Below are 21635 nucleotides of genomic sequence, written 5' to 3' on the forward strand. Positions count from 1 at the left end.
AGCAAAAAAAAAAAATGACAGTTTCTAGGATGAAATCAGGAATAAACTAATAGACAGTTGTACATAAATCATAAAGTGGAAAATGAATATACCAGGGGGAACTAACATGACAAAGGTAAATAATATCAGCAATAAAAAGGAGTTGTCACAAGAACAAAGTGACGAATTACTCAGAGTATTGAAAGCTCGTTTTGAGAAAAACATGAACCGCCATGAAGCTCTTGAGTGGGCAAATGTCCAAGCAAAGCTGGATGCCAGTCCAGAAAAACTGTGGTCGCTCAATGAAATGGAAGTAACCGGGGGTGAGCCGGATGTTGTCGATTTTGATCAAGAGAAGGGCGAATACATGTTTTGTGATTGTTCAGTGGAAAGTCCTAAAGGTCGCAGAAGTGTTTGTTACGACCGTGAAGCACTGGGTGCCAGAAAAAAACATAAGCCTGAAAATAGTGCTATAGATATGGCAACTGCCATGGGAATTGAAATTTTGACGGAAGAACAATATCGAGCGTTGCAGGAACTTGGAAATTTCGATATGAAAACGTCGAGTTGGGTACAAACACCAGCTGATATTAGGGGTCTCGGCGGTGCACTATTTTGCGATTATCGCTTTGGTCACGTCTTCGTGTATCACAATGGAGCAGATTCCTATTATGCTGCAAGGGGTTTCCGTGGCTCATTGATGGTCTAAGTTTTGCAAAGACAACTATATTGAGTTTAAGAACGGATCGTTCATTTCGTTCAATAACTATGGGACGCATTTCTGAAACTATGGAAAGCGTCCTTCTTCATGGAAATTTATCAATCCTGCGGAAATTCTTAAATAACAGCAGGGAATTTGATGATTATATAGAAATTAAGTCCACACGTAGAAAACCGACTTAAATAAGGGTGGTAGTTAATATGTTAATAAAACCAAAGAAATTGCAGCCAGGAGATATAGTTGCGACAATAAGTCCTTCATGGGGAGGGGCAGGCGAACCGGAAATTAGATGGCGTTATGAGCAAGGTGTAAAGAGATTAGAAGAAGTTTTCGGCCTTAAGGTTGTCCCAATGCCGAATAGCTTGAAAGGTGGGGACTATCTTTATAACAATCCACAGGCTCGTGCAGAAGATTTGATGACAGCATTTAAGGATGAGCGTATAAAAGGGATCATTGCAAATATTGGAGGAGAAGATAGTATTCGCTTACTTCCTTATATAGATTTCGACGTTATACGTGAAAATCCAAAAATTTTCATGGGTTACTCTGATGTGACCGTTTCGCATTTATTTTGTCATAAAGCAGGAATTTCTTCTTTTTACGGTCCAGCCATTTTAACTGATTTTGCTGAGAATGTGGAGATGTATCCTTATACAATTGAAATGGTGAACCGAACGCTCTTTTCCAATGAGATTATTGGTGATATTCAACCTGCGAAAGAATGGACGAGCGAGCGATTAGAATGGATAGAAGAGAATAAGAACCGCCGACGGACAATGAGAAAGAATGTAGGTTACGAGGTACTACAAGGTTCAGGTGTCGCACAAGGACATTTGATTGGTGGTTGCATTGAAGTCCTTGAGTTTGCAAAAGGAACAGAACTTTGGCCTGAGAAAAAATATTGGAAGAATAGCATTTTATTCTTTGAAACATCTGAAGAAAAGCCAGAACCAGCATTTATCAAGTATTGGTTACGTAATTATGCTGCACAAGGCATTCTGCAAGTAGCGAAAGGAATCATTTTTGCTAAACCTCAAGATGAGAAGTACTACGACGAGTATAAAGAAAAAATTAAACAAGTCATGAAGGAGTATGATTTGGAGGATTTACCGATTCTTTATAACTTGAATTTCGGTCATACCGAACCGAAATTCATTTTGCCATATGGCGCAATGGCAGAAATTAATTGTGATAAGAAGACTTTCACAATTCTAGAAAGTGGAGTGGAATAATTTTTTGAGAGAAGGTTCTATATGCTAAAAGAGGCGATATTAGAGGACGTACAAGAAGCTGCGCACCTTGCTTTACTGCTTTGGCCAGATCACAATTTAGAGGAATTTATAGAAGAACTTACGCATCTTATGGCTCAGCCTGATGCAACGGTTATTTTAGCTTATCATGACAGTGAAGCAATCGGGTTTGCACAATGCCAACTGCGATATGATTATGTGGAAGGCACTAGTTCAAGTCCGGTAGGATATCTAGAAGGACTTTACGTAAAAGAAGCCTTTCGTAAACAAGGCTTTGCTAAAAAACTAGTTAATGCTTGTGAGAATTGGGCTAAGAAAAAAAGTTGTCACGAGTTTGCTAGTGACTGTGAATTAGAAAATGAAGAAAGCTTAGCCATGCATCTGAAATTGGGATTCAGTGAAGCAAATCGTATCATTTGTTTTAAAAAGATGTTATAAGACGGGTGTATATGGAGGGGGAGCTTTTATGATATTAGAAGCGGTCATGCTTCAAGTTAAAAAAGGGATGGAACAGGAATATGAGGAAGCCTTTCGTAAGGCATCTATAATTATCTCATCGATGAAGGGCTATATATCCCATGAACTACACCGTTGTATGGAAACAGAGGGGAAGTATTTATTATTAGTAAATTGGGAGACTTTAGAAAATCATACAGTTGGATTTAGACAATCACACGAATATCAAGAATGGAAAAATCAACTCCATCATTTTTATGACCCGTTCCCGACAGTTGAACACTTTCAAAAAGTGGATCTTTCGTAAAAGTTTTATTTTACAAACGATTAGCGAAAACTTTTCTGGAATTTAAAGGAGTGGTTATAGAAATGCAAAAAGAAAAATCATGTGGGGTAATTATATATCAAGACAAACCAGACACTCGGTATCTCATTGTAAAAAGTAAAGCTAACGGTCACTGGGGCTTTCCAAAAGGACACATTGAAGAGGACGAAACAGAAATTGATGCAGCTAGAAGGGAAGTTAAAGAAGAGACAGGTCTAGATGTTGTTATTCATGAAGATTTTAAGTTAAGTATGGAATATATGATTTCACAATCAGCTATTAGAAAAGAAGTAATCTTATTTTTAGGGACACCCACGAGTACCTCTGTTACCATTCAACAGAGTGAAATCGCAATGTATAAATGGGCTACATTTACAGATACATTAAAGTTGTTTGTTTATGAAAATCAGAAACAGATTCTAAAACAAGCTCATGAATTTTTAAATCAGAGATTATGTTGAGTTCTTTATATTGTGCACTCACGTAAGAGTATTTCTCTTGATTTGATGAAACGTTTTATTCCAGAAGCCATTCATTATGCTTTGAATAACGAAATAGATGGTTGCTGAAGTAATGCCAAATACCGCAGCGTCCATATAACTAATAAGGTATTTAAATATTGTAGCTGCAACAACAAGACCAGAAAGTAAGCCCAATAGGATGTATCCGAAAAATCGAAAGAAGAGATTTCTTATCTGTGAATGAAACGTTCTTTTATCAGTTATGAACTCAATGAGAATAGAACTAGGTATTCCTAATATGAAGAAGACAGTGGATCCATATAGCAGAATGATGAAAATAGTTGTTAATACAGGATAATTCCAACCCTGATACTCTTGCCCAGTAAAATATGTTAGCGTTCCTAATAAGGTAGCAAAGAGAATGGATGCCATTATGGCAGTCAGGATTTTATTGAAAAAGTACACAAAGTTTTGGGTGATTTTCATTGTTATGCATCCCTTTTGCTTAGTAACTTATTAAATAATTATAGCATATTTAATGGAAAATTTATGCTATTAATGTTTGAATGCCTAATCCAAGAAAGGATTAAAGCTTCTTTTTGTTTAATCTAATAAGCTTATGGACAGGATTCCTGAAATGAATGAGACAAAGGGTGAGAAATAAATGAACTATGATTTAGATAAAGCCATTGAATTACGAAAAAGTGGAAAACATAAAGAATCTAATCAATTACTAATTAAACTAGTACAAGATTTTCCTGAGGATGCTTCGATTAACTATCATTGTGCTTGGAGTTTTGATCTATTAGGGGAAGAATCAAACGCAGTGCCCTTTTATGAAAAGGCAATCAAATTGGGTTTACCTACAAACGAATTGGAAGGGGCATTTTTAGGCTTAGGAAGCACATATAGAACTTTAAGAGAATATGAAAAGTCAAAGAATATATTTCAGCGGGGGATGGAAGCATTTCCGAATAATAGAGCAATCCAAGTGTTCTATTCCATGACCTTATATAATTTGAAAGAACATAGCAGTGCAATGGAAATTCTTCTGAAATGCTTGATAGATACCACATCAGACAATGAAATATTAAGATACGAAAGAGCGATTGAATTCTATTCAGATAGATTGGATGAGACTTGGGAATAGCATAAAAGGGAGTGAAAAGAGTTGGATATTATTTTTTATGGCACTATGGGGTTGGTTCTACTGTTTTTGATTATTGTCTATGCTGTTCGTGCAGGAATTGACACTTCACAGAATATGAAGGCTCTCCGTTCTGAATTGGAGAGTATTAAAAGGAAGCTTATAGAAATTGAGCGAAAGAATACTGACTAATAGGAAATGAAGGGAGGGGTATATGTAAAAAGAGTATCAAAAATTATTGTTTTTATCTCAGTATTAATAATTGTTATAAGTCTAATTCCAGTAATATTTATTCTACCCTTTAAAGGATGGCAATCATTTCAATCTTACCTTTCCTATGTAATGTTTAAAGATTCACTAAGATGGGGCTGGCAAGTAGGGACCCTAGTATTAGCCGCTGCTTCCATATTCCTATACAAGCAAAAGCAAAGATCTAATTAAATCGAGGTCCCTTATTCGCCTTTTAAAGGTTCAGCCAGGATTTTCGAATACGGTAAGGAGAATACAATGACAAATAGAGTAAAAAAAGAAATCTTCCTACTTTCATTATTAATAATAGTTGTCTTGGTTCTCCTATCAATCTGGTATCTTACAAAACCAGATCATTCCGGTATTGTCGGAGCGTTAGAAGAGAATAAATTTATCCTATACCCATTTAAAGTAGATCCCGAAGAGGAACCCTACACTCCAGTAATTTATTTTTCAGAGGACACTAAAGTTACTGGAAAAATAAGCAGTATTATTGAGTTGCAAGAAAATCAAGAGGTTAAAGTATGGATGGAAACAGTTGACGGCCAGCACTTTGCCAAAAAGATTGTAGTTACTAAAGATTAGTGCCACGTTAATGCAATCCGAACAGCTAGGGAAAGATTATAATAAAAACGCAAAAAATGAACTTGAAATGCTCTCAAGTTCATTTTTTTTATGATAAAGGTTTGTGCACGCTTCTTAAGGTTTGCGATTACAACCTTCACCTTTTCTTTGCAGCATGACTTCATAGAAATTCTCTGCAAATTTTTCATAGTGCAGCTTAACTGGTTGCCCATAATTTAACTATCACTCCACTAAACGTTACCCAGTACGCATTCATTGATCAAGGAATCGCAGTATTATTTTACCGAATTGTACTTAGTTATCAGAAAATTTGTAATTAATGTTATAATAGCTTAATAATGGAAAAACAGAACTTGAAACATCAGTTAAGGATAAGGTGATAATAGAAGGCTCTATTTATGTTTGATTCTCAAATCCCGAGTAAATGGATTAATGGTTGGGAGGATGGATGTGCTAAAGAGAAAATTCGGAAACCGGTCTGACTGGAAAAGGATTCTAGAGCGGAGGTATGCTCAAAAGTATTTAGAGAGCGGTGATTTTACGGGGAACGTTACTTTGTTACATACATTGAAAGTTACCGAGCCATTATTCGTTTCGTACGGTGAGAAGAAGTTATGCATTGTGGACGACGGGTACATGTGGCTTCAGCAATTTCCGTTGAAAGAAAAGCACTCAGTCACTACCATGTATGACAAATGCGGTAATGTGCTGCAATGGTATATCGATATTTGCCTGGAAAATGGTATGGAAAACGGCATTCCCTATATGGATGATCTATATCTGGACATTGTTGTGCTTCCTTCAGGGGAAGTGATCGAGAAAGATGCGGATGAGTTGGAACAGGCTTTCTTTACAGGAGTCATTGATAAAACTCTTTACGATATGGCTTGGGATGAAGCGGAGAGGCTTTCTTCTCAATTAAATGATAAGGGGATTGGTTTGATGAAACTATCCAATGCTCATAAGGAACTCTTAGTTCATGATTTAACATAGCTGATTCATCGAAAGGATGAGAACATAATTTGAAGAAAAATATCATTAAGCTTCTTATAGTCATATCTTTAGCGTTAAATGTTATTTTAATAATCTTATATAACGACGCCAGGAGTTATAAACAGGAACGGTTAAATTACCTGTACTCCTTATTCGATTCAGAAATCGTGTCCAGTGATGTTCACACAAAGAATGCAAGGAACGGTATTTATGATGAAAGCTTTGTGGCGCTCCACTCCAGCTTAAGAACGGCTTCATTATTGTCCTATAATATAAGGGGGCTGATTCAATACCCTGAAGAAGATATTACAGCTTCTTATGCTGAGATGGTAAAAGAATGGATAACCAGCAGCTACATTCCATCTTCTGAGGAACTCGACCATTTAGAAGAAGATCTGATATCTATCGAGGAAACCTTTGCTGCAACACACAGAAACAATATTCCCAAAGAAAATAATTTACTCGATTGGAATGAAGCAGAGTATACGGAAGAATTAGAAAAACTCAAAAGCACTTTATATTTTTATAACAATCCATTCACTATAAAATCAACCGAAAATACACCAGGATCTCTTGTTTCGAAAGAGATAGAAATAGTAACCATTCGGAAAATGGACGGTTTATCAAGCAATACCCCGGGCTCCGTAATAGAGATTACTAATTCAGAAGATGTAAAAACTCTTCAAGAGTCTTTTAGCAAAGCGGTTAAGCAGCCTGGCACAGCTGACATGTCAGACCCGGAATACAAAATTGATTTTGGAGAGGATGTCTATTACCTCTGGCTCACAGAGAAGTCAGGGACGATCATGAACTTAATTGACACCCATACAATTTATACACTCTCGGAACAATCTGCTCAAGGTGTTTTTGAGTTATTTGAAAGAAGTTATACCGACTAATTACTGGACGATGGGGAGGAATTATGAAGTTAAATGTATCGTACCTGTATTGCGTATGTATCATATTTTTAGTTTCTTGCTCTGAACCAGGAAACGATAAAAACGAGGTAATCGCTTCTCTCAAAGGGGAAGAAATCCGAGTTAGTGATGTGCTTACACAGTATCCTGTAGAGGGCAAATATATAGAAATTTATCTTAAAGAGGAGATTGTCATTAGGGAAGCTAAAAACAGGGGAATTTCCATAACTGAACAAGAGATAAAAGAACTTAAAGGTCTACTTTATCCTAGTGACCAACCTTCCCAAATAGAAGATTTCCATGGGAAGCAAGCGGATTTCATAGGGATCACGGCTGAGGAATATTTTGAAATCTGGTCAACAACATATCTAGAACGAAATGAATATATTCAAGCATATATAAAGAGTGAGTTTGGGGAGCCTTCCTCAGAAAATGTTGAGGACAAATGGGGGAGTTCAGTTCAAAGCCATATCGATGAACTCTTTGAAGACTATCAAGAAAATAAAGAGTTGATTATTCATAACATAGAGGAGGAGAACAATGAATAAAAACAAATTAAGAAAATCAGCAAAAGATCGATCATTGTTTGGAGTCTGTGGTGGAATTGCAGAGTTTTACGGAATCTCTTCCCTAAGCATTAGACTGATGTTTATTTTAACGCTGCCTATTTCTTTTATCATCTATATCATTCTTGTAAACGCTGTTCCGGACACCCCTCCGTCTTTGTATTGAATAGATATGAAACCTTTTTGATCTAGGACCGTCAAAATATAGTATCACCAACCCTACTATGAGTGAGTAAGCTTGGAATGGGTATAGTGGATTGAATAAAGATATAGGAAGAATTCTTTAAATAAATTTTAGGGGGATTAAGCGGTATGTTCATTTTTGGATGCTTAGTTTTCGTGATTGCTTCCATACTCTTGTTTAAAAGATTCGGCATACCAAACGCTTATTCAAAAGGAATTGCCTTAGCAATTGCACTTTCCATTCTAGCTGTTATTGCACTTGCGCAGAATTATACGCAAAGTCTTATCCCGGAAGCGAATGACGGAATGGGGATATCCAATAGCTTGGCCTATTGGATCATCGGCGAAGAGCGGTGGACGAATGAGATGTTCCGATCGTTTTTTGAGCAGTCCACTTATCTTACTCTGGCACTCATAGTAGCTTATCCACTTGTTCTTGCGGTGGAAGCACGAAAAGGAAGACAAACAGCTTAATTTGCAAGAGGACAATTCCCGATTAGGGTTTAAGCACAGTGTATGGAGAAACGAAGAATAAGAAAGGCTAGAACTCAAAATCGATGGACAATCGAATTGGTGAACCCTATCCAAAAGCTCGTCTAAAATAGTATATGATATTCTGATGGTTGAAAATTCAAAAGTTTAATAAATGAAGCGGGTGAAAAGAGTATTGGAAATAATTTTCGGAATAGTCATCGTCATAACAATCCTATCGCTTGAGATTCAGTTGCGAAGTATCAAGAAGAGCAACGAAAAGATTGTTGAGTTGCTGAAGGATATAAAAAATAAATGATAATATTTTTCAAATTCCAAAGTTGTATATAGAATGAAAGTGATTAATTAAGCCAGTATTTTATTGATTATCTACTACAAATACCCATAGAACTAACAAGAAAGCTGAGAAGCGAAATAATCCTTTCTAAGGAGGACACAGAGATGATGTACCTAGAGCAGACTTAGATAAATGATAGGGGAGTGGCTTGGGTTATCCCATCTTATTGAGATAGATTGATTAAACAGCCCAAAATGTATTCTAATGCTCATCAAAACCCTGACAGGCGAAATATTCAAAAGTGAATCTAAAAATAATTGAAGCAGGTGACCAACAATGATTGAAAAATTCCCCATCTATATTCCCTCATTAGAGAATGAACGATTGGTCCGTGTCTATCTACCAGAGAATTACTCCGTTCATGAGGAAAAGAAATATCCTGTACTATACATGCATGATGGCCAGAATGTATTTCAGGACGAAGGTGCTATTGGAGGAGTCTCCTTGGGTCTGGAAGATTACCTCAATTCAAATAAGCTGGATGTGATTATGGTTGCAATAGACCAGGTCAGTGCGGAAAGATTGAACGAGTACTGTCCTTGGGTAAACGGTCCGTTTAACAAAGCGCTGAGAGGAAACGAATCGTATGGAGGTAAAGGGAAACAATATATAGATTTTATCGTAAATGAATTGAAACCAATGATAGATAGGAAGTATCGAACGATTACCAATCAAACGTCCATCGCCGGGATTTCACTGGGAGGACTAATCTCCACTTACGCAGCTTGCATGTATCCTCAAGTTTTTCAGCATATCATTCTTCTATCCCCTTCATTTTTAGCCAATCAGGAAGAAATGGAGAAGCTGATCATAGAAAGCGATTTGTCTCCAATCAAAAGCCTTTATCTTGATTTAGGCGCTATAGAGGCTGGTAAAGGAACGCCAATAAACAAAGCATTTGTTGCCTCCAATCAGACAATCTATAAGATATTAAAAGAAAAGATTGCAAACTCCAGATTGGTAATGATCGATGATGGGGAACATAACTATCAATCTTTCAGAAAGAGAAGGGAAGAATTGTTTGCTTCAATACTGTAGGAACTTGATAGGCAGGGGGAATTGTTTGCTGACAATAAGTAAGATGGCTTTTATTGTTTTACTAGTAGCTTGTAGCAAACCGTTGGAAAGTGGAGAATTATTACATGAAGAGCAGACTGGTCCGTATAGTCAAAGTGTTGGAGACAAACTTGTAGAAATAGTATTTAACGACGATGAATTTGAGGTATTGTGGAATGCCTTTAATTTTGAAGCAAAGCCTTCGGATGTTGATTTTGAGGAATTTGCTATTCTATTTGCACATACAAGTGAATCCTCCACGTGTCCAATTGAAGTTGATAAAATGGTGCTTAGTGATACTGGAACGGATTTATTCATAGATACAGTTCAAAAAGGTTCTACTTGTACAAGTGATGCAGTGTCAAAGACTTTTGTAATGAAAATTGAAAGAGCCAAGCTGGAAAAAGTGGAAACCATCTTTTTCGAGGGAGAACCTTTTGATGTGAAGAAATAACAAAATATTAGTATTACAATCCTAACCAAACAAGTGAGTTGCTGCAAGATGGTATTTCGGTACAAAGAGTGGCTAAATTCGCTTAACTTTCGATTGAGGAAGTTGGAAAAATGCGAGTGCGTGATTCAGAATGGAATTGTTGATAGATATTAATATAAATAATATTTAAGGAAGCTTATCTTTAATAAGGTAAGCTTTTTTGCATATAGCCAAGTACTTCTCCAATAAAGAACTCTACGTTCATATTCAATCAATTAATACTTTATTCACATCTGACACAACACAACTAGCTTTGTCCTGTCATTTAGGGATAATTTATTTTTTTTTTGGAAAATTAAGTGAGAGGTACATGTATTCCTGCTGCCTATTGCAAAAAAGTTAAATGGGGTTATTGAATGTTCAAGAAAAGACGATCAACCAAACAACCATCACCAATCAAACCCAATTACGATAACTACTTAATAGAAAAATTGAAAATCGATGACTTGAATTGCCTTCCTCAGGACCAGGAGACATTCCGTCATCTAATAAGAAAAGCCTTTGAAGGAAGCGATGACTTTAGAGAGCAGTACATTCGAGGTGAAGAAAAAGGTGGAATCTTTACCTATTATATCCAGGGGATAGCAGATATAGAAAAATTGGAAGAAGCTCTTTTATTGAAAGAAGATTGCATTGCAGTTGAATATCAAGAAAAGGTTTTCATGAATTTAAAAAGATCGGATTACTATAAACCGGAAGATTGGAAGCAGTGCATCCAAGGGTGTTTAGAAGGCCATATCATTATACATTTGCCTTTTGAAGGTCCATTACTGGTGAAATATGAGAAGACCGAAAAACGAAATTTAACAGAACCGACTTCTCAATATCAGGTTTACGGTCCAAAGATTGGATTTATTGAGGATATGCGAACCAATATTTCTTTAGTTAGAAAACTGATAAAAGACCCTAGGTTGAAACTAAATGAATTTACGGTCGGTAGTCTTAGTCACACTCAGGTAGGATTAATGTATTTGGAAGAATATGTGGACCCGGAGCTTTTAGAGCTGGTGATAAAAAGAATGGAATCTTTGAATATGGAGCAATTGACCGATGGAGGGGAGCTTGCGAAGAAAATTGTAGATTTTCCTCTTTCTATTTTCCCCCAGGTGTATGAAACGGAACGACCTGACTATGCTACTACTGCATTAAGTCAGGGGAAAATTGTTCTGATCGTTGATAACTCTACTTTCTGTATTATATTGCCTGTAACATTATTTAATCTGATTGAGATAAGCCCGGACAATTATAGGATGGCATTGGATAATTCGTTTATCAGAATGCTGAGAATCATTTCAATATTGGTAGCTACAATACTTCCGGGTCTCTATGTGGCATTAGTGGGATACCATCCGGAATTATTGCCAACCACTCTGGCATTATCTATTGCCGACTCGCGGAACAATATCCCATTTCCTGTTTATTTGGAAGCATTAATGATGGTTTTTGCCCTGGATGTTTTAGTAGAGGCAAGTTTAAGACTACCAAGCTTTGTAGGGCAGACAATTGGAATTGTAGGTGGTCTAGTGATTGGGCAGGCTGCGGTAGAAGCAGGCCTAGTGAGCAATACCATGATAATAGTCAGTGCCTCAACAGCGATAACTTCCTTTACTCTGCCGACTTGGCATTTAATCTCCTCTTGGAGAATTGCAAGATATCTATTAATTATACTATCTGCGTTATTGGGGATATTTGGATTGACAATTGGAGTGGCATATCTTACTTTGCATCTTTGTAATCTTAAATCTTTTGGAAAACCATATCTTTCTCCAGTTAGTCCGTTTAATCCTAAAGAATTTTTGGATGTATTTTACCGACTAAGAAATAATAGATATTCTAAGCAAAAGTAAGAAGGGACGTGAGTTTTCTTTCAAATGAATAGTCCACAATTAAGAACCTTTGACCTATTTGCAATTACATTCTCATCTACTATCACACTAGGTGTAGCATTTTTACCATATGTAGCGGATGGGGAAATTCGAAGTGCTTGGTTAAAATTGATTATTACCTCCATCCCATATTTTCTCCTATTATGGCTTATATCGAGGTACTTTAAAATCTATGGGAATAACGATTTCTTTATGGAGTTGAGAAAAAAGGCTGGTGCTATAGTTTATTTAGTGGTTATGGTTTACCTGATCTTTAGTTCGATTTTTAGTACGATGAAGGTTACGCAGGACCTAACCTTTTTGGTAAGAACATTTTTGCTAAAAACAACCCCAACAATCATTATTCTGATCCCTTTTATCCTCCTGATATCAATAGCCGTTCATTATGGGATTTTGACAATCGTCAGATTTGTTTCTTTTTTTGTCATTGCGGAGATCGTGATGTTAGGAGCATTTATAGTGTGGGGATTTTTCAGCGAATATTTTAATTGGATATTCATCCCTCCTATCATGGACGTGGATATCCATACATTTCTAGTAAGTTCTCTATCTGATGCTGCAAGGTATGGAGGAGTTGTCACACTACTTGCAGTGATACAATTTATGAAAAAAGAAGAAAAAATTTTCGGAGCAATGAGTACAGCTTTATTTTTTGTCATGCTCATTTATGTTTCTCTTAGCCTGGTAGTCCTGGGGGTATTTGGATTTGAAGAAGCTATCCACTTGATTTCCCCGATAATAACATTGGTGCAATCCATTACACCGGGTACGGGGCTTCTGGAAAGAATGGATCTGTTATTTTTGGGTTTTTGGACTATTTCCTTTATTAAAGTGTCTTGTATATTGTTTTGGTTTTCGCTTTATCTCCTAGAGCAGTTAATGCCGAGAGTCAAAAGGGTGGTTTTTATTTTCATCATTACTCCATTTTTCTTTTTATATGCCTATTTGGTTCCTTATCAGTTTATCGATGCTTGGCAAGTTTACAACGTGAATGTGCTTTTAGCTTCTTTTGTCGTTCCTTGTTTATCATTATTGATTGTCATTCTAAAACAAAAGAAACAACAGGAGAGTTATTCATGATCAGAAAAACATCATTTGTATTGATATGTATTCTCCTTTGTTTAGTCGGGTGTAATGATATGCGAGAAATTGATCAACGTGGGATGGTACTTGGTATCTCGATTGATCAAGGGGAAGAATTGCAGTACAAGGTAAGCATTCAGCTTCCCATTCTCGGTAAAAGCGAGAATGGGGGTGCGGGTCCTGCAAAGTCTGGAGAGTTTGAAGTGCTGACAAGTGAGGGAGATACAATTTGGGATGCGCTTGTGAATTTGGAATCAAAGACTCCGAATGTACTATTCTTTGGTCAGTTAAAAGTTATTATCATATCGGAAGCAATTGCCCTAAAAAGTATAAATGGTGCGTTGGATTTAGTTGATAGAATCCCCGATATCGGAAATAAGGTCTTTCTGATTATCAGTAAGGATGAAGAAGCTAGAAAGTTTTTAAAAACAGAATCGCCACTTATTAAGCTCCCATCCTTGTACATCAATCGTTTTTTTCGCGCAGATAAAAAATTATCCCGGTCCTTACCCGTTAGAGTGTTTCAGTATAGGCGCGATAGAAATACGGTCTCTTCTGCGGCTACGATCCCATATGCAGCGACAGAGAAGAATGAAATTATCATAGAAGATATGGGTGTATTGAAGGACGATAAGTTAGTAGAAATACTTCAGGGGAAAGAAGTAGCAGCTAGCGAATTGATAAAAGGTAATAAGGTAGAAGAAATGAACTATGTTACACAATTGGAATCAGGAGAAAAATTAGTCTCTGTATCATTGGCCCGTATGATGATGAAGAGTAAGGTGAAACTCCAGCAAACAGTTCCTGTATCAATCTACATTTCAATAAAGGGAGATGGCAATATTGTCGAACTATCCGCTGGTGAAACATCCAAAGACTTTATAAAAAAATTAGAAACAAATATAAATACGGAAGTAAAGAATGATATTGAAAATACCGTCAAAAAAATGCAAGAAGCCAATGTAGAACCATGGTTACTAGGACAAAGAATTCGGGCGCAAAATCGCGCATTTTTTGAATCGTTGAATTGGAAGGAAACGGGATTCAAAGATGCGGTATTTACGATAAAAGTTGACTTTAATATTGATACTACTGGACAAAAAGGTCTGTTTAATAAAGATCCGATACACCATTAAGTGTAAATAATAGTTAAAAGGATTGGAGAATCTCCAATCCTTTATTTCTTCTATGCTGGATTAATCGGTGTACCATGGATATAACCAGGCGCAGGGGCTAATATTGGGGCTTGGCCTGCAGGTGAAGGGTTCTCTATATAGGTGAACTCACCTTGTCCATCAATCGTAGGACCACTTGCCCAGCGTCCTAGCTTACTTTCAGTACCTTGTGAACAGTTAATGAATTGATGGGAAACCTCTTGCTTTTCATATTCCTTATTAAATGTGGAGGGCACAACAAAGCCTTCTTTTTGTTGTAACTCTTCAATAGCTGCTGCCCATTGATTTTGATGCATGGTGTCCCTGGCTATTAAGAAGGACAGCATATCTCTTACCCCGGCATCATCTGTCATTTCATATAATCGGACGACTTGAAGCCTACCTTGCGTTTCAGCATTTAGATTCGCCCTGAAATCTGCCAATAAGTTTCCGCTTGAAATGGTGTACCTGGCATTCCATGGATATCCCGCACTATCATTCGGACTTGCACCTAAACCATTGACAATTGCATGCTGAGGATTCATCCCACCCATAATACTTTTTATAATCGGATCTTGAGCTGCTTGCTCTTGTTCTTCAACAGGAGCCTTATCCAGAAGCTGAGCAATCATTGTAGCAAGCATTTCAACATGGGCAATTTCTTCTGTCCCAATATCCAGTAACATATCTCTATATTTCTGTTCGCCTCTACAATTCCAGCCTTGAAATAAATATTGAATCATAACAGAAATTTCACCATACTGACCACCTAAAACCTCTTGCAGTTTCTTGGCATAAACCGGATCTGCACGATCTGGTTTGGCGCGATACTGAAGCTCCTTCACATGAAAAAACATAAAAAACACATCCCTATATTAAATTTACCTACTTTAGCATCCCCAAAGAAAGAGAAAATATCCAAGCTATCGGGACAGGCCTATTGCTAACTCATTATAATGTTCAAGGCGTAGTTAGTAGAAAATCAGGGTGCTTTTTATGTTTCTGATAAGGGCGGGTCTAAATGAAAAAAGTTCCAAAAACTCAGTCCTCCAAGGAGAGAGTTTTTGAAACTTTGAATGGTGGAATTTTTATAACCTGGTATGAAATTAATGCTGGGCTTTTTCCATTGCAAGTTTGATTCCAAACCCGATCAGCACAGCCCCTGTGATGGATTCAATTACTGTCGTGGTTTTTGGTCGTTTCATAAATGCGCTGATTTGGTCCACAAGAAGGATATACATGATAAACCAAACAGCTGTCAGGATGGCATAAGTAAGACCCATAAGGATGAACGGTACTAAAGTGTCGCTGCCTGGATGAACGAACTGAGGCAAAAATGTCAAGAAGAAAACAGCAACTTTAGGATTTAACATGTTTGTCAGAAACCCCTGTTTGAAATGGGACTGATTCTTATATTTTCGTATGGATCCTGTGTCTTCGGGGCCGGTAGCAGGTTTGTTCTTGAGCGCCAGTAACGTCTTGATGCCCAAATACACAAGATACACTGCACCAACATATTTGAAGATCGAAAACAGAAAGGCTGATTTTACGATGAGAGCAGAAAGACCAATTACAGCTGCAAGAGTATGAATGAGCAGCGCACAAAATGTCCCCGCTAACGTTTTGAACCCCCCAGACCTTCCTGCAGAAAGAGTATTTCTGGTGGCAATTGCAGTATCAGGACCGGGCAGAATGATTAGCAGAATACTCATAATCACAAACAGATAGAAATTCTCCATGTTGATGATCCCCAATCTAATGAAATTTGTTAAGCCTCATTTTATCAGAAAACGGAATGTTTAGAACATTATTATTCTTTTTCTTTTTAAAAAAATACAGACCGGTGATATCTCCGTAAAAAAGTATAGTATTTTGCCATTTCCTAATACTAACTTTAAGGGAGGATGAAGGATGCCTAACATAGAAATTCATAAATGCCTTGATGAAAACATCGTGAATATAAAGAATACCTTCCACCATACTTCTGACCTTATTGTAAGAAAAATAAAAGTGGGCTTCAAAGGTTCTGCCGAAATGGCAATTGTCTATTTGGACGGAATCATTGATTTAGATCTTATTCAGGAACATATGGTCAAGCCTTTACTGGAACCATTCAAGACTGTAGGTATGAAGGAAGCACTCATAGATCAGATAATGGGGAGAATCATTGAATCGGCAGATGTAAAGACCACAATTCAGTATAAGGATTTGACCGATGCCATCATACAGGGGAGTACCGTTTTACTGATAGACGAGTATCAACAAGGAATCATCATTCCATCTCCTAAGTGGGCCGAAAGAAGCATCGAAGCAACTCTAGGAGAACGTACCGCAAGAGGTCCCCAAATTGGACTGACTGAAAAAATGAAAACAAATATCAATCTGATAAGAAGTTCATTAAAAACTCCCGATTTTTGTGTAGATACAATAGAGTTGGGCTCGATTTCCCCAACATCAGTTTCCATCTTATACATAGAAGGCATTGTCGATAAAGGAATATTAAAAGAAGTGAAAAAGAGATTAAATAGACTTACGATAAAGTATGTCCTTAGTGAGAGAGTAATTGAGGATGTGTTAGAGGGAAAACCAAGGTCTATTTTTCCACGAATAAGACATTCAGAAAGAATTGACGGAGTGGTATCTTCCTTATTTGAAGGAAGAGTAGCTATTATTGTTGATGGCTACCCTTTCGCCATCTTGACTCCTGCCCTATTTGTCGAATTTCTTCAGGCACCTGATGAATATCACATTCCATTGGGCAGGCTTACAAGCCGGGCAATGAGATTGTTCGCATTTTTTATTGGAGTGTATCTGCCTGCCGTTTATATTGCGATAGCAAATTTTCACAAAGATGATCTGCCAAAAAAGATTTCAGAAGCAATCATTTCTAAGGATGAGCTGTTGCCTACCTTTTGGGAAATTGTCATTCTAATATTTTTGATAAGAATACTAGTTGATGTTTCGTTCCGCCTTCCGCAAACGGCAGTAATTTTGGTATCATTAATCGGAACAATTGTCATTGGCGAAACGGCTGTTACAGCAAAGTTAATCCACCCCGTCAGTCTGATCGTGATAGGAATCACAACTCTTTCAAGTTTCCTCGGTGCAAACAGGGGACTGGTAGTAGTTGATAACATTTTAAGAATATTTTTTTTGCTTACTGCTAATTTTTTTGGATTTACCGGGATAATTATTGCTACAACCCTTCAAATAATTTATATGGTGAGCCTAAAATCAGTAGGAGTTCCCTATCTTTCCCCATTAATTCCATTTAAGATGGAGGAATTGAAAGATACAATATATAGAGAAGATTTACAGAAACTTACCAACAGCAAGCATACGTATACTGAAGATAATAAATAACCTGGTGAAAATAGATGAAGATTTTAAAACCGAGCGCTTATTAGTGCTCGGTTTTTCGTGTGTAAAAGAATGATCCGAAAACAAATAAAGTTAAGTCTGGAACTTAATGTGTGGATCCTTCGTTTGAATAGTAGGGGGGATATCCATGAATATGGACAAAGGTAAAAAAAGTATTTCGATAGAGACGATATATATGACAGAATGTATTTTGGCAAAGGTGGATGTGGTGTTGTTTTGTGTGGCAATCATCTATATCTTCATTAATATTATTGTTAATTCTTAATCGAGTTAAGAGAGAATTTATAAAGTGGTTAATGTAAGGGTTATTCGTGTGGGGAGAGGGATACAAATGAAAAGACGCAGCTTTATTGCTTTTACCTTTTTATTAATTTCAATTGGGGGAATCACGATTGGGTGGTCTAATTGGAGCGGGAAGATGTATGAATATAATCATTCAGATTTCTCTAAACAAATAGAAGGCTTACCATTTGAAGCCAAGGTTCCTACAAAAGTTCCATTTGAAAAAACGAATGTATCTAGTTCGAATTTTGATTTTGAGAAACACGAGATTGTAGTTACTTTAACGAATTTACATAAAGAAACTTTAGAAGTCAGAATTAGTGGAAAAGAAATAGAATATAAAAAGGGTTTTGAAGAAGAAAGTGTCCGTTTAGGTGATGAGTTACAAGGAGTGTTTTTCTCAGATGGTTCAGGAAAAAGGATTCTTACTTGGCAAGATAATGATTTGAACTATGAGATCACTTATTATTATAAGCTTACACCAAAAGAAGTGAGTAAAGAGCAATTAATAAAAATGGCGGAGTCTTTTGAATAGTACCAGTTCGAATGAAGCTTATCTGGAATGAGGTAAGCTTCCTTTTTTATCAAATTATAGATTGAGTTAATGGTTGGCATTTGAAATAATTGGTAGTAGATGGTCGCACAAGTTACTAAGGGGGCTGGTGTATGAGAATTAATAAATCACTCAGTTTTATCTTATTAATGACAGTTATTTTTTGTTTATTACTACCAACTAAGCAGTTTGCTAGCTGGGCATATTCATTTGTGATCTATGAAGGATATATTTATGTGGTCAGCGATGAATATGTAACTGAGATTGATAAAGAAATAGGACATGTAACACAGTATTCAGATAAGGAAGGCACTTATTATGGGAATTTTTCTAATACCTATAAAAAAGGCACAAAGTATTTTTCAATCAAAGGAATTAGTACAGATACTGCAATAGCTGTTGAAGACGGAGGTAAATATATAAAGGCTGACTGGGATGGTGAGTATGCCGGAGGAAAGTATAATCCTCTTCATCTAGTTATAGGTGGGGGAATAATTTTAATAATATTATCACTCCTGATTATTATTGTTAATAAGAAAATAATCAGTCGGAATGCATCTTTTTCAAAAAAATGAATTTATCCATTGACCTTAAACTAGGTTTAACTTTTATCCTGAAAATGTAAATAAAAAATGAAGGAGTGGTACGAACTTTTACCGCGAAACGACTATAAGAGGGATCAGGGAATTCCTTGTTCAGAACAGGTATATCTCAGAACTGAGAAGGTTACCGAGGAAAAGATAATCGGGGAGGTAGGGTTTGAGGTTAGTAACAGCGCTCAATTGAAGAACATTGAAAACATCCGATATGAAAAGGTTCCTCCCACCCTATTTGCTGTCATGCAGGATTGCCGGGCAGATGATGCCTTTCTGTGTTTTTCCTACATCCAGGTAGTCATCCGGTACGGTTTTCAACCTGCAGGGAGTAAGATGGAGAGGTATCAGAATCTAGAATCAGATACCTTCGATTATCTGATTCCATTAGTGAAATAAATCAGGTAGTTTATTAGAATTCAAAAAATGGTTGGTAGTGTAAACCAGTCAAAATCAGAAATAACCATGTTGTTTATACTGCATGGTTATTTTTGTTGAAAAAGTGGGCGTGCCAGTTCGTCCGCAACATTCTTCTAAATTGGATAAATGCACATAAGTTATACTAACAAACCCATTTTGGAGGAATGTATGAAAACAATGGATATTGTAAACGAAAAAATAAGCAAGATGACTAATTATTTGCTAAGCAAACAGTCTGATAACGGAGCTTGGAATTTTTGTTTTGAAGGAAGTATCATGACAGATGCCTATATGATCATTCTTATCAGAGTTTTAGAGATGAAGGATGAAGAGGAATTAATGAAGAGGCTGGTTGAACGGATTAAGGGGCAGCAAACTGAATATGGATCCTGGAAAGTGCATGATGATGAAGTCGATGGAAATCTAAGTGCAACGATAGAGGCCTACTTTTCCTTGCTTTATTCAGGCTACGCAAATCCTGAAGAAAGTAATATGCGCAAGGCGGAGAATTTTATAAAGAGTAAGGGTGGACTGTTACAAAGTGATTGGCTCACCAAGATGATGCTAGCGCTGACTGGTCAGATAGAGTGGCCAAGTATTGTAAAAAGTATTCCGATTGAAATCATGCTGCTGCCTAAATGGTTTCCGATTAATATCTACCATCTCGTCGGATATGCAAGGGCTCACTGGATACCCATTATCATCTGCAGCAACAAGAATGCCTCCTTTCAAACATCACAGACTCCAAACATATCCTACCTGATTAATGATATGGATGATTCACGGCCTTTAGAGGGAATGGAAGTACTTCAGCATTTTGTGACCTATGCAATGGAAAAGCTGGCTGGTACACCTGATGCCTTAAGAAAAAAATCCTACTCAAAAGCGGAAAGCTACATAATAGATAGAATAGAAGAAAATGGGACGTTATGTAGCTACTTCAGCTCAAGCTTCTTTATGGTTTTCGCATTTCTTGCATTGGGATACAGTAAAAATCATCCCAATATCTTGAATGCATTTCAAGGGATGAAATCCTATATTTGCAAAACTTCAACTGACGGTACTACTTTTGTGCAAAATTCACCATCAACTGTATGGGATACGGCTTTAATGACAGCCGCATTGTACAATGCAGGCGTTCCTCTCCAACATAGATCACTTCAAAAAGCCAGCCACTATATCCTTTCAAAACAACAGCACAAATATGGGGACTGGTCCATAAAAAATCCAGGAGTTGAGCCGGGTGGATGGGGCTTTTCAGATATCAATACGTTGATCCCGGATATTGATGACACAACCGCTGCCTTACGGGTAATCACCCCCTACGCCCAATCGAATGACCGTTTCCGGGATGCCTGGAACAAAGGGGTGGAGTGGGTTTTGTCCATGCAGAATGAAGATGGCGGTTGGTCCGCTTTTGAAAAAAATACGGACAATTACCTTTTGCCCCTGGTACCTTTTCGATACGAGGATAGAGTGCTTTTTGATCCATCCACCGCCGATTTGACTGGGAGGACTCTATACTTCCTTGGCGAATATACATCCATGCCGCATGATTCTGAACCGCTAAGTCTGGCGAAGGAATGGCTAATACACAACCAAGAATCGAACGGATCCTGGTATGGTCGTTGGGGAATTTGTTATATCTATGGCACCTGGGCAGCCATTACAGGTCTAAAAGCCATTGGAGTTCCAGCCACTGATCGCATCATAAGCCGGGCTGTCGACTGGTTGCTCTCCATCCAGAATCCTGATGGAGGATGGGGCGAGTCTTGTGAGAGTGACATAAAGAAACGGTATATTCCCTTGCAGCGTAGCACACCTTCTCAAACTGCCTGGGCACTGGATGCGCTTATTTCTGTGTCCGATCAACCAACAACTCAAATAGAAAAGGGAATTAGGGCTCTTTTACAACAATTTGAACAAAATGATTGGATTTCCAGGTATCCTACAGGTGCTGGTATTCCAGGGAGCTACTATATTCACTACCACAGTTATAAGCATATTTGGCCGTTGCAGGCACTTGGTCATTACAGGAATAAATATGGGCAGGGGAAACAATAGAACTGAGTT

Annotated in this window: 27 protein-coding genes; 24 read left to right on the top strand and 3 right to left on the bottom strand. The window is 37.3% G+C overall.

The genetic code is table 11. The features are described 5' to 3' along the window. Nucleotides 1–106 precede the first annotated feature (106 nt). From ACQCT5_RS02965 to ACQCT5_RS02985, 5 genes are all read left to right on the top strand, one after another. Nucleotides 107–688, top strand: coding sequence for a DUF4256 domain-containing protein (locus ACQCT5_RS02965; RefSeq protein WP_499638835.1), 582 nt, complete (start codon nucleotides 107–109; stop codon nucleotides 686–688). Between the two features lie 212 nt (nucleotides 689–900). Then, complete coding sequence (locus ACQCT5_RS02970; protein ID WP_499638837.1) at nucleotides 901–1932, top strand: S66 family peptidase; 1032 nt, start codon at nucleotides 901–903, stop codon at nucleotides 1930–1932. 21 nt (nucleotides 1933–1953) lie between these two features. Then, nucleotides 1954–2388, top strand: a complete 435-nt coding sequence (gene aac(6'), locus ACQCT5_RS02975; protein WP_499638839.1) for an aminoglycoside 6'-N-acetyltransferase — start codon at nucleotides 1954–1956, stop codon at nucleotides 2386–2388. A 28-nt stretch (nucleotides 2389–2416) separates the two neighbouring features. Continuing rightward, a complete protein-coding gene (locus ACQCT5_RS02980; RefSeq protein WP_499638841.1) occupies nucleotides 2417–2713 on the top strand; it encodes an antibiotic biosynthesis monooxygenase family protein in 297 nt (98 codons plus the stop codon). Between the two features lie 62 nt (nucleotides 2714–2775). Further along, the gene (locus ACQCT5_RS02985) at nucleotides 2776–3192 is read left to right on the top strand and encodes a bis(5'-nucleosyl)-tetraphosphatase (protein WP_499638843.1); all 417 of its coding nucleotides are present in this window, start codon (nucleotides 2776–2778) and stop codon (nucleotides 3190–3192) included. Between the two features lie 18 nt (nucleotides 3193–3210). Here ACQCT5_RS02985 and ACQCT5_RS02990 read toward each other — a convergent pair whose 3' ends face one another. After that, nucleotides 3211–3678, bottom strand: coding sequence for a hypothetical protein (locus tag ACQCT5_RS02990; RefSeq protein WP_499638845.1), 468 nt, complete (start codon nucleotides 3676–3678; stop codon nucleotides 3211–3213). A 178-nt stretch (nucleotides 3679–3856) separates the two neighbouring features. Here ACQCT5_RS02990 and ACQCT5_RS02995 point away from each other — a divergent pair, with 178 nt between their 5' ends. The 13 genes from ACQCT5_RS02995 (at nucleotide 3857) to ACQCT5_RS03055 (ending at nucleotide 14315) form a co-directional block, all read left to right on the top strand. Further along, complete coding sequence (locus ACQCT5_RS02995) at nucleotides 3857–4342, top strand: tetratricopeptide repeat protein (protein ID WP_499638847.1); 486 nt, start codon at nucleotides 3857–3859, stop codon at nucleotides 4340–4342. A gap of 504 nt (nucleotides 4343–4846) precedes the next feature. Continuing rightward, nucleotides 4847–5173 (top strand): hypothetical protein, encoded by a 327-nt coding sequence (locus tag ACQCT5_RS03000; RefSeq protein ID WP_499638849.1) that lies wholly within the window; start codon nucleotides 4847–4849, stop codon nucleotides 5171–5173. 444 nt (nucleotides 5174–5617) lie between these two features. Next, nucleotides 5618–6166: a ribonuclease FAU-1 family protein gene (locus ACQCT5_RS03005; protein ID WP_499638851.1), complete on the top strand. Its 549-nt coding sequence runs from the start codon at nucleotides 5618–5620 to the stop codon at nucleotides 6164–6166. Nucleotides 6167–6195: 29 nt separating this feature from the next. Then, a complete protein-coding gene (locus tag ACQCT5_RS03010) occupies nucleotides 6196–7065 on the top strand; it encodes a YhfM domain-containing protein (protein WP_499638853.1) in 870 nt (289 codons plus the stop codon). A gap of 23 nt (nucleotides 7066–7088) precedes the next feature. After that, nucleotides 7089–7631, top strand: a complete 543-nt coding sequence (locus ACQCT5_RS03015) for a hypothetical protein (RefSeq protein WP_499638855.1) — start codon at nucleotides 7089–7091, stop codon at nucleotides 7629–7631. Next, a complete protein-coding gene (locus ACQCT5_RS03020; RefSeq protein ID WP_499638857.1) occupies nucleotides 7624–7815 on the top strand; it encodes a PspC domain-containing protein in 192 nt (63 codons plus the stop codon). The genes ACQCT5_RS03015 and ACQCT5_RS03020 overlap by 8 nt, the downstream gene beginning before the upstream one ends. Before the next feature lie 146 nt (nucleotides 7816–7961). Further along, nucleotides 7962–8306 carry a hypothetical protein gene (locus tag ACQCT5_RS03025; protein WP_499638858.1) on the top strand — a complete coding sequence of 115 codons (345 nt, stop codon included), beginning with the start codon at nucleotides 7962–7964 and terminating at the stop codon, nucleotides 8304–8306. Between the two features lie 172 nt (nucleotides 8307–8478). Next, on the top strand, nucleotides 8479–8622 hold the full coding sequence (locus ACQCT5_RS03030; RefSeq protein WP_499638860.1) for a hypothetical protein: 144 nt from the start codon (nucleotides 8479–8481) through the stop codon (nucleotides 8620–8622). A gap of 315 nt (nucleotides 8623–8937) precedes the next feature. Continuing rightward, nucleotides 8938–9699 carry an alpha/beta hydrolase gene (locus ACQCT5_RS03035; RefSeq protein ID WP_499638862.1) on the top strand — a complete coding sequence of 254 codons (762 nt, stop codon included), beginning with the start codon at nucleotides 8938–8940 and terminating at the stop codon, nucleotides 9697–9699. 25 nt (nucleotides 9700–9724) lie between these two features. After that, complete coding sequence (locus tag ACQCT5_RS03040; RefSeq protein WP_499638864.1) at nucleotides 9725–10171, top strand: hypothetical protein; 447 nt, start codon at nucleotides 9725–9727, stop codon at nucleotides 10169–10171. Nucleotides 10172–10566: 395 nt separating this feature from the next. Beyond that, on the top strand, nucleotides 10567–12057 hold the full coding sequence (locus ACQCT5_RS03045; RefSeq protein WP_499638865.1) for a spore germination protein: 1491 nt from the start codon (nucleotides 10567–10569) through the stop codon (nucleotides 12055–12057). Nucleotides 12058–12081: 24 nt separating this feature from the next. Further along, nucleotides 12082–13176, top strand: coding sequence for a GerAB/ArcD/ProY family transporter (locus tag ACQCT5_RS03050; protein WP_499638867.1), 1095 nt, complete (start codon nucleotides 12082–12084; stop codon nucleotides 13174–13176). Further along, nucleotides 13173–14315, top strand: coding sequence for a Ger(x)C family spore germination protein (locus tag ACQCT5_RS03055; RefSeq protein WP_499638869.1), 1143 nt, complete (start codon nucleotides 13173–13175; stop codon nucleotides 14313–14315). Before ACQCT5_RS03050 ends, ACQCT5_RS03055 begins: the two co-directional genes overlap by 4 nt. A 50-nt stretch (nucleotides 14316–14365) precedes the next feature. Here the strand turns inward: ACQCT5_RS03055 and ACQCT5_RS03060 are convergent, their stop codons facing one another. Together ACQCT5_RS03060 and ACQCT5_RS03065 are read right to left on the bottom strand one after the other, a co-directional pair. Next, entirely contained in the window at nucleotides 14366–15190 is an 825-nt protein-coding gene (locus ACQCT5_RS03060) for a manganese catalase (RefSeq protein WP_499638871.1), read from the bottom strand. A gap of 249 nt (nucleotides 15191–15439) precedes the next feature. Beyond that, complete coding sequence (locus tag ACQCT5_RS03065; protein ID WP_499638873.1) at nucleotides 15440–16072, bottom strand: LysE family translocator; 633 nt, start codon at nucleotides 16070–16072, stop codon at nucleotides 15440–15442. A gap of 172 nt (nucleotides 16073–16244) precedes the next feature. Between ACQCT5_RS03065 and ACQCT5_RS03070 the strand changes: the two genes are divergently transcribed. The 6 genes from ACQCT5_RS03070 (at nucleotide 16245) to shc (ending at nucleotide 21626) form a co-directional block, all read left to right on the top strand. Then, complete coding sequence (locus ACQCT5_RS03070; protein WP_499638875.1) at nucleotides 16245–17696, top strand: spore germination protein; 1452 nt, start codon at nucleotides 16245–16247, stop codon at nucleotides 17694–17696. Nucleotides 17697–17841: 145 nt separating this feature from the next. Further along, on the top strand, nucleotides 17842–17979 hold the full coding sequence (locus tag ACQCT5_RS03075) for a hypothetical protein (RefSeq protein WP_499638877.1): 138 nt from the start codon (nucleotides 17842–17844) through the stop codon (nucleotides 17977–17979). A gap of 66 nt (nucleotides 17980–18045) precedes the next feature. Continuing rightward, entirely contained in the window at nucleotides 18046–18531 is a 486-nt protein-coding gene (locus ACQCT5_RS03080; RefSeq protein ID WP_499638879.1) for a hypothetical protein, read from the top strand. Between the two features lie 131 nt (nucleotides 18532–18662). Further along, nucleotides 18663–19124 carry a hypothetical protein gene (locus ACQCT5_RS03085; protein WP_499638881.1) on the top strand — a complete coding sequence of 154 codons (462 nt, stop codon included), beginning with the start codon at nucleotides 18663–18665 and terminating at the stop codon, nucleotides 19122–19124. A gap of 57 nt (nucleotides 19125–19181) precedes the next feature. Then, a complete protein-coding gene (locus tag ACQCT5_RS03090) occupies nucleotides 19182–19541 on the top strand; it encodes a hypothetical protein (RefSeq protein WP_499638883.1) in 360 nt (119 codons plus the stop codon). A 189-nt stretch (nucleotides 19542–19730) separates the two neighbouring features. Next, nucleotides 19731–21626 (top strand): squalene--hopene cyclase, encoded by a 1896-nt coding sequence (gene shc / locus ACQCT5_RS03095; protein WP_499638885.1) that lies wholly within the window; start codon nucleotides 19731–19733, stop codon nucleotides 21624–21626. The last annotated feature ends 9 nt before the right edge of the window (nucleotides 21627–21635 follow it).

Origin of the sequence: Sutcliffiella halmapala, from assembly GCF_050107295.1 — a bacterium.
Taxonomy (GTDB): Bacteria; Bacillota; Bacilli; order Bacillales; family Bacillaceae_I; genus Sutcliffiella_A; species Sutcliffiella_A halmapala_A.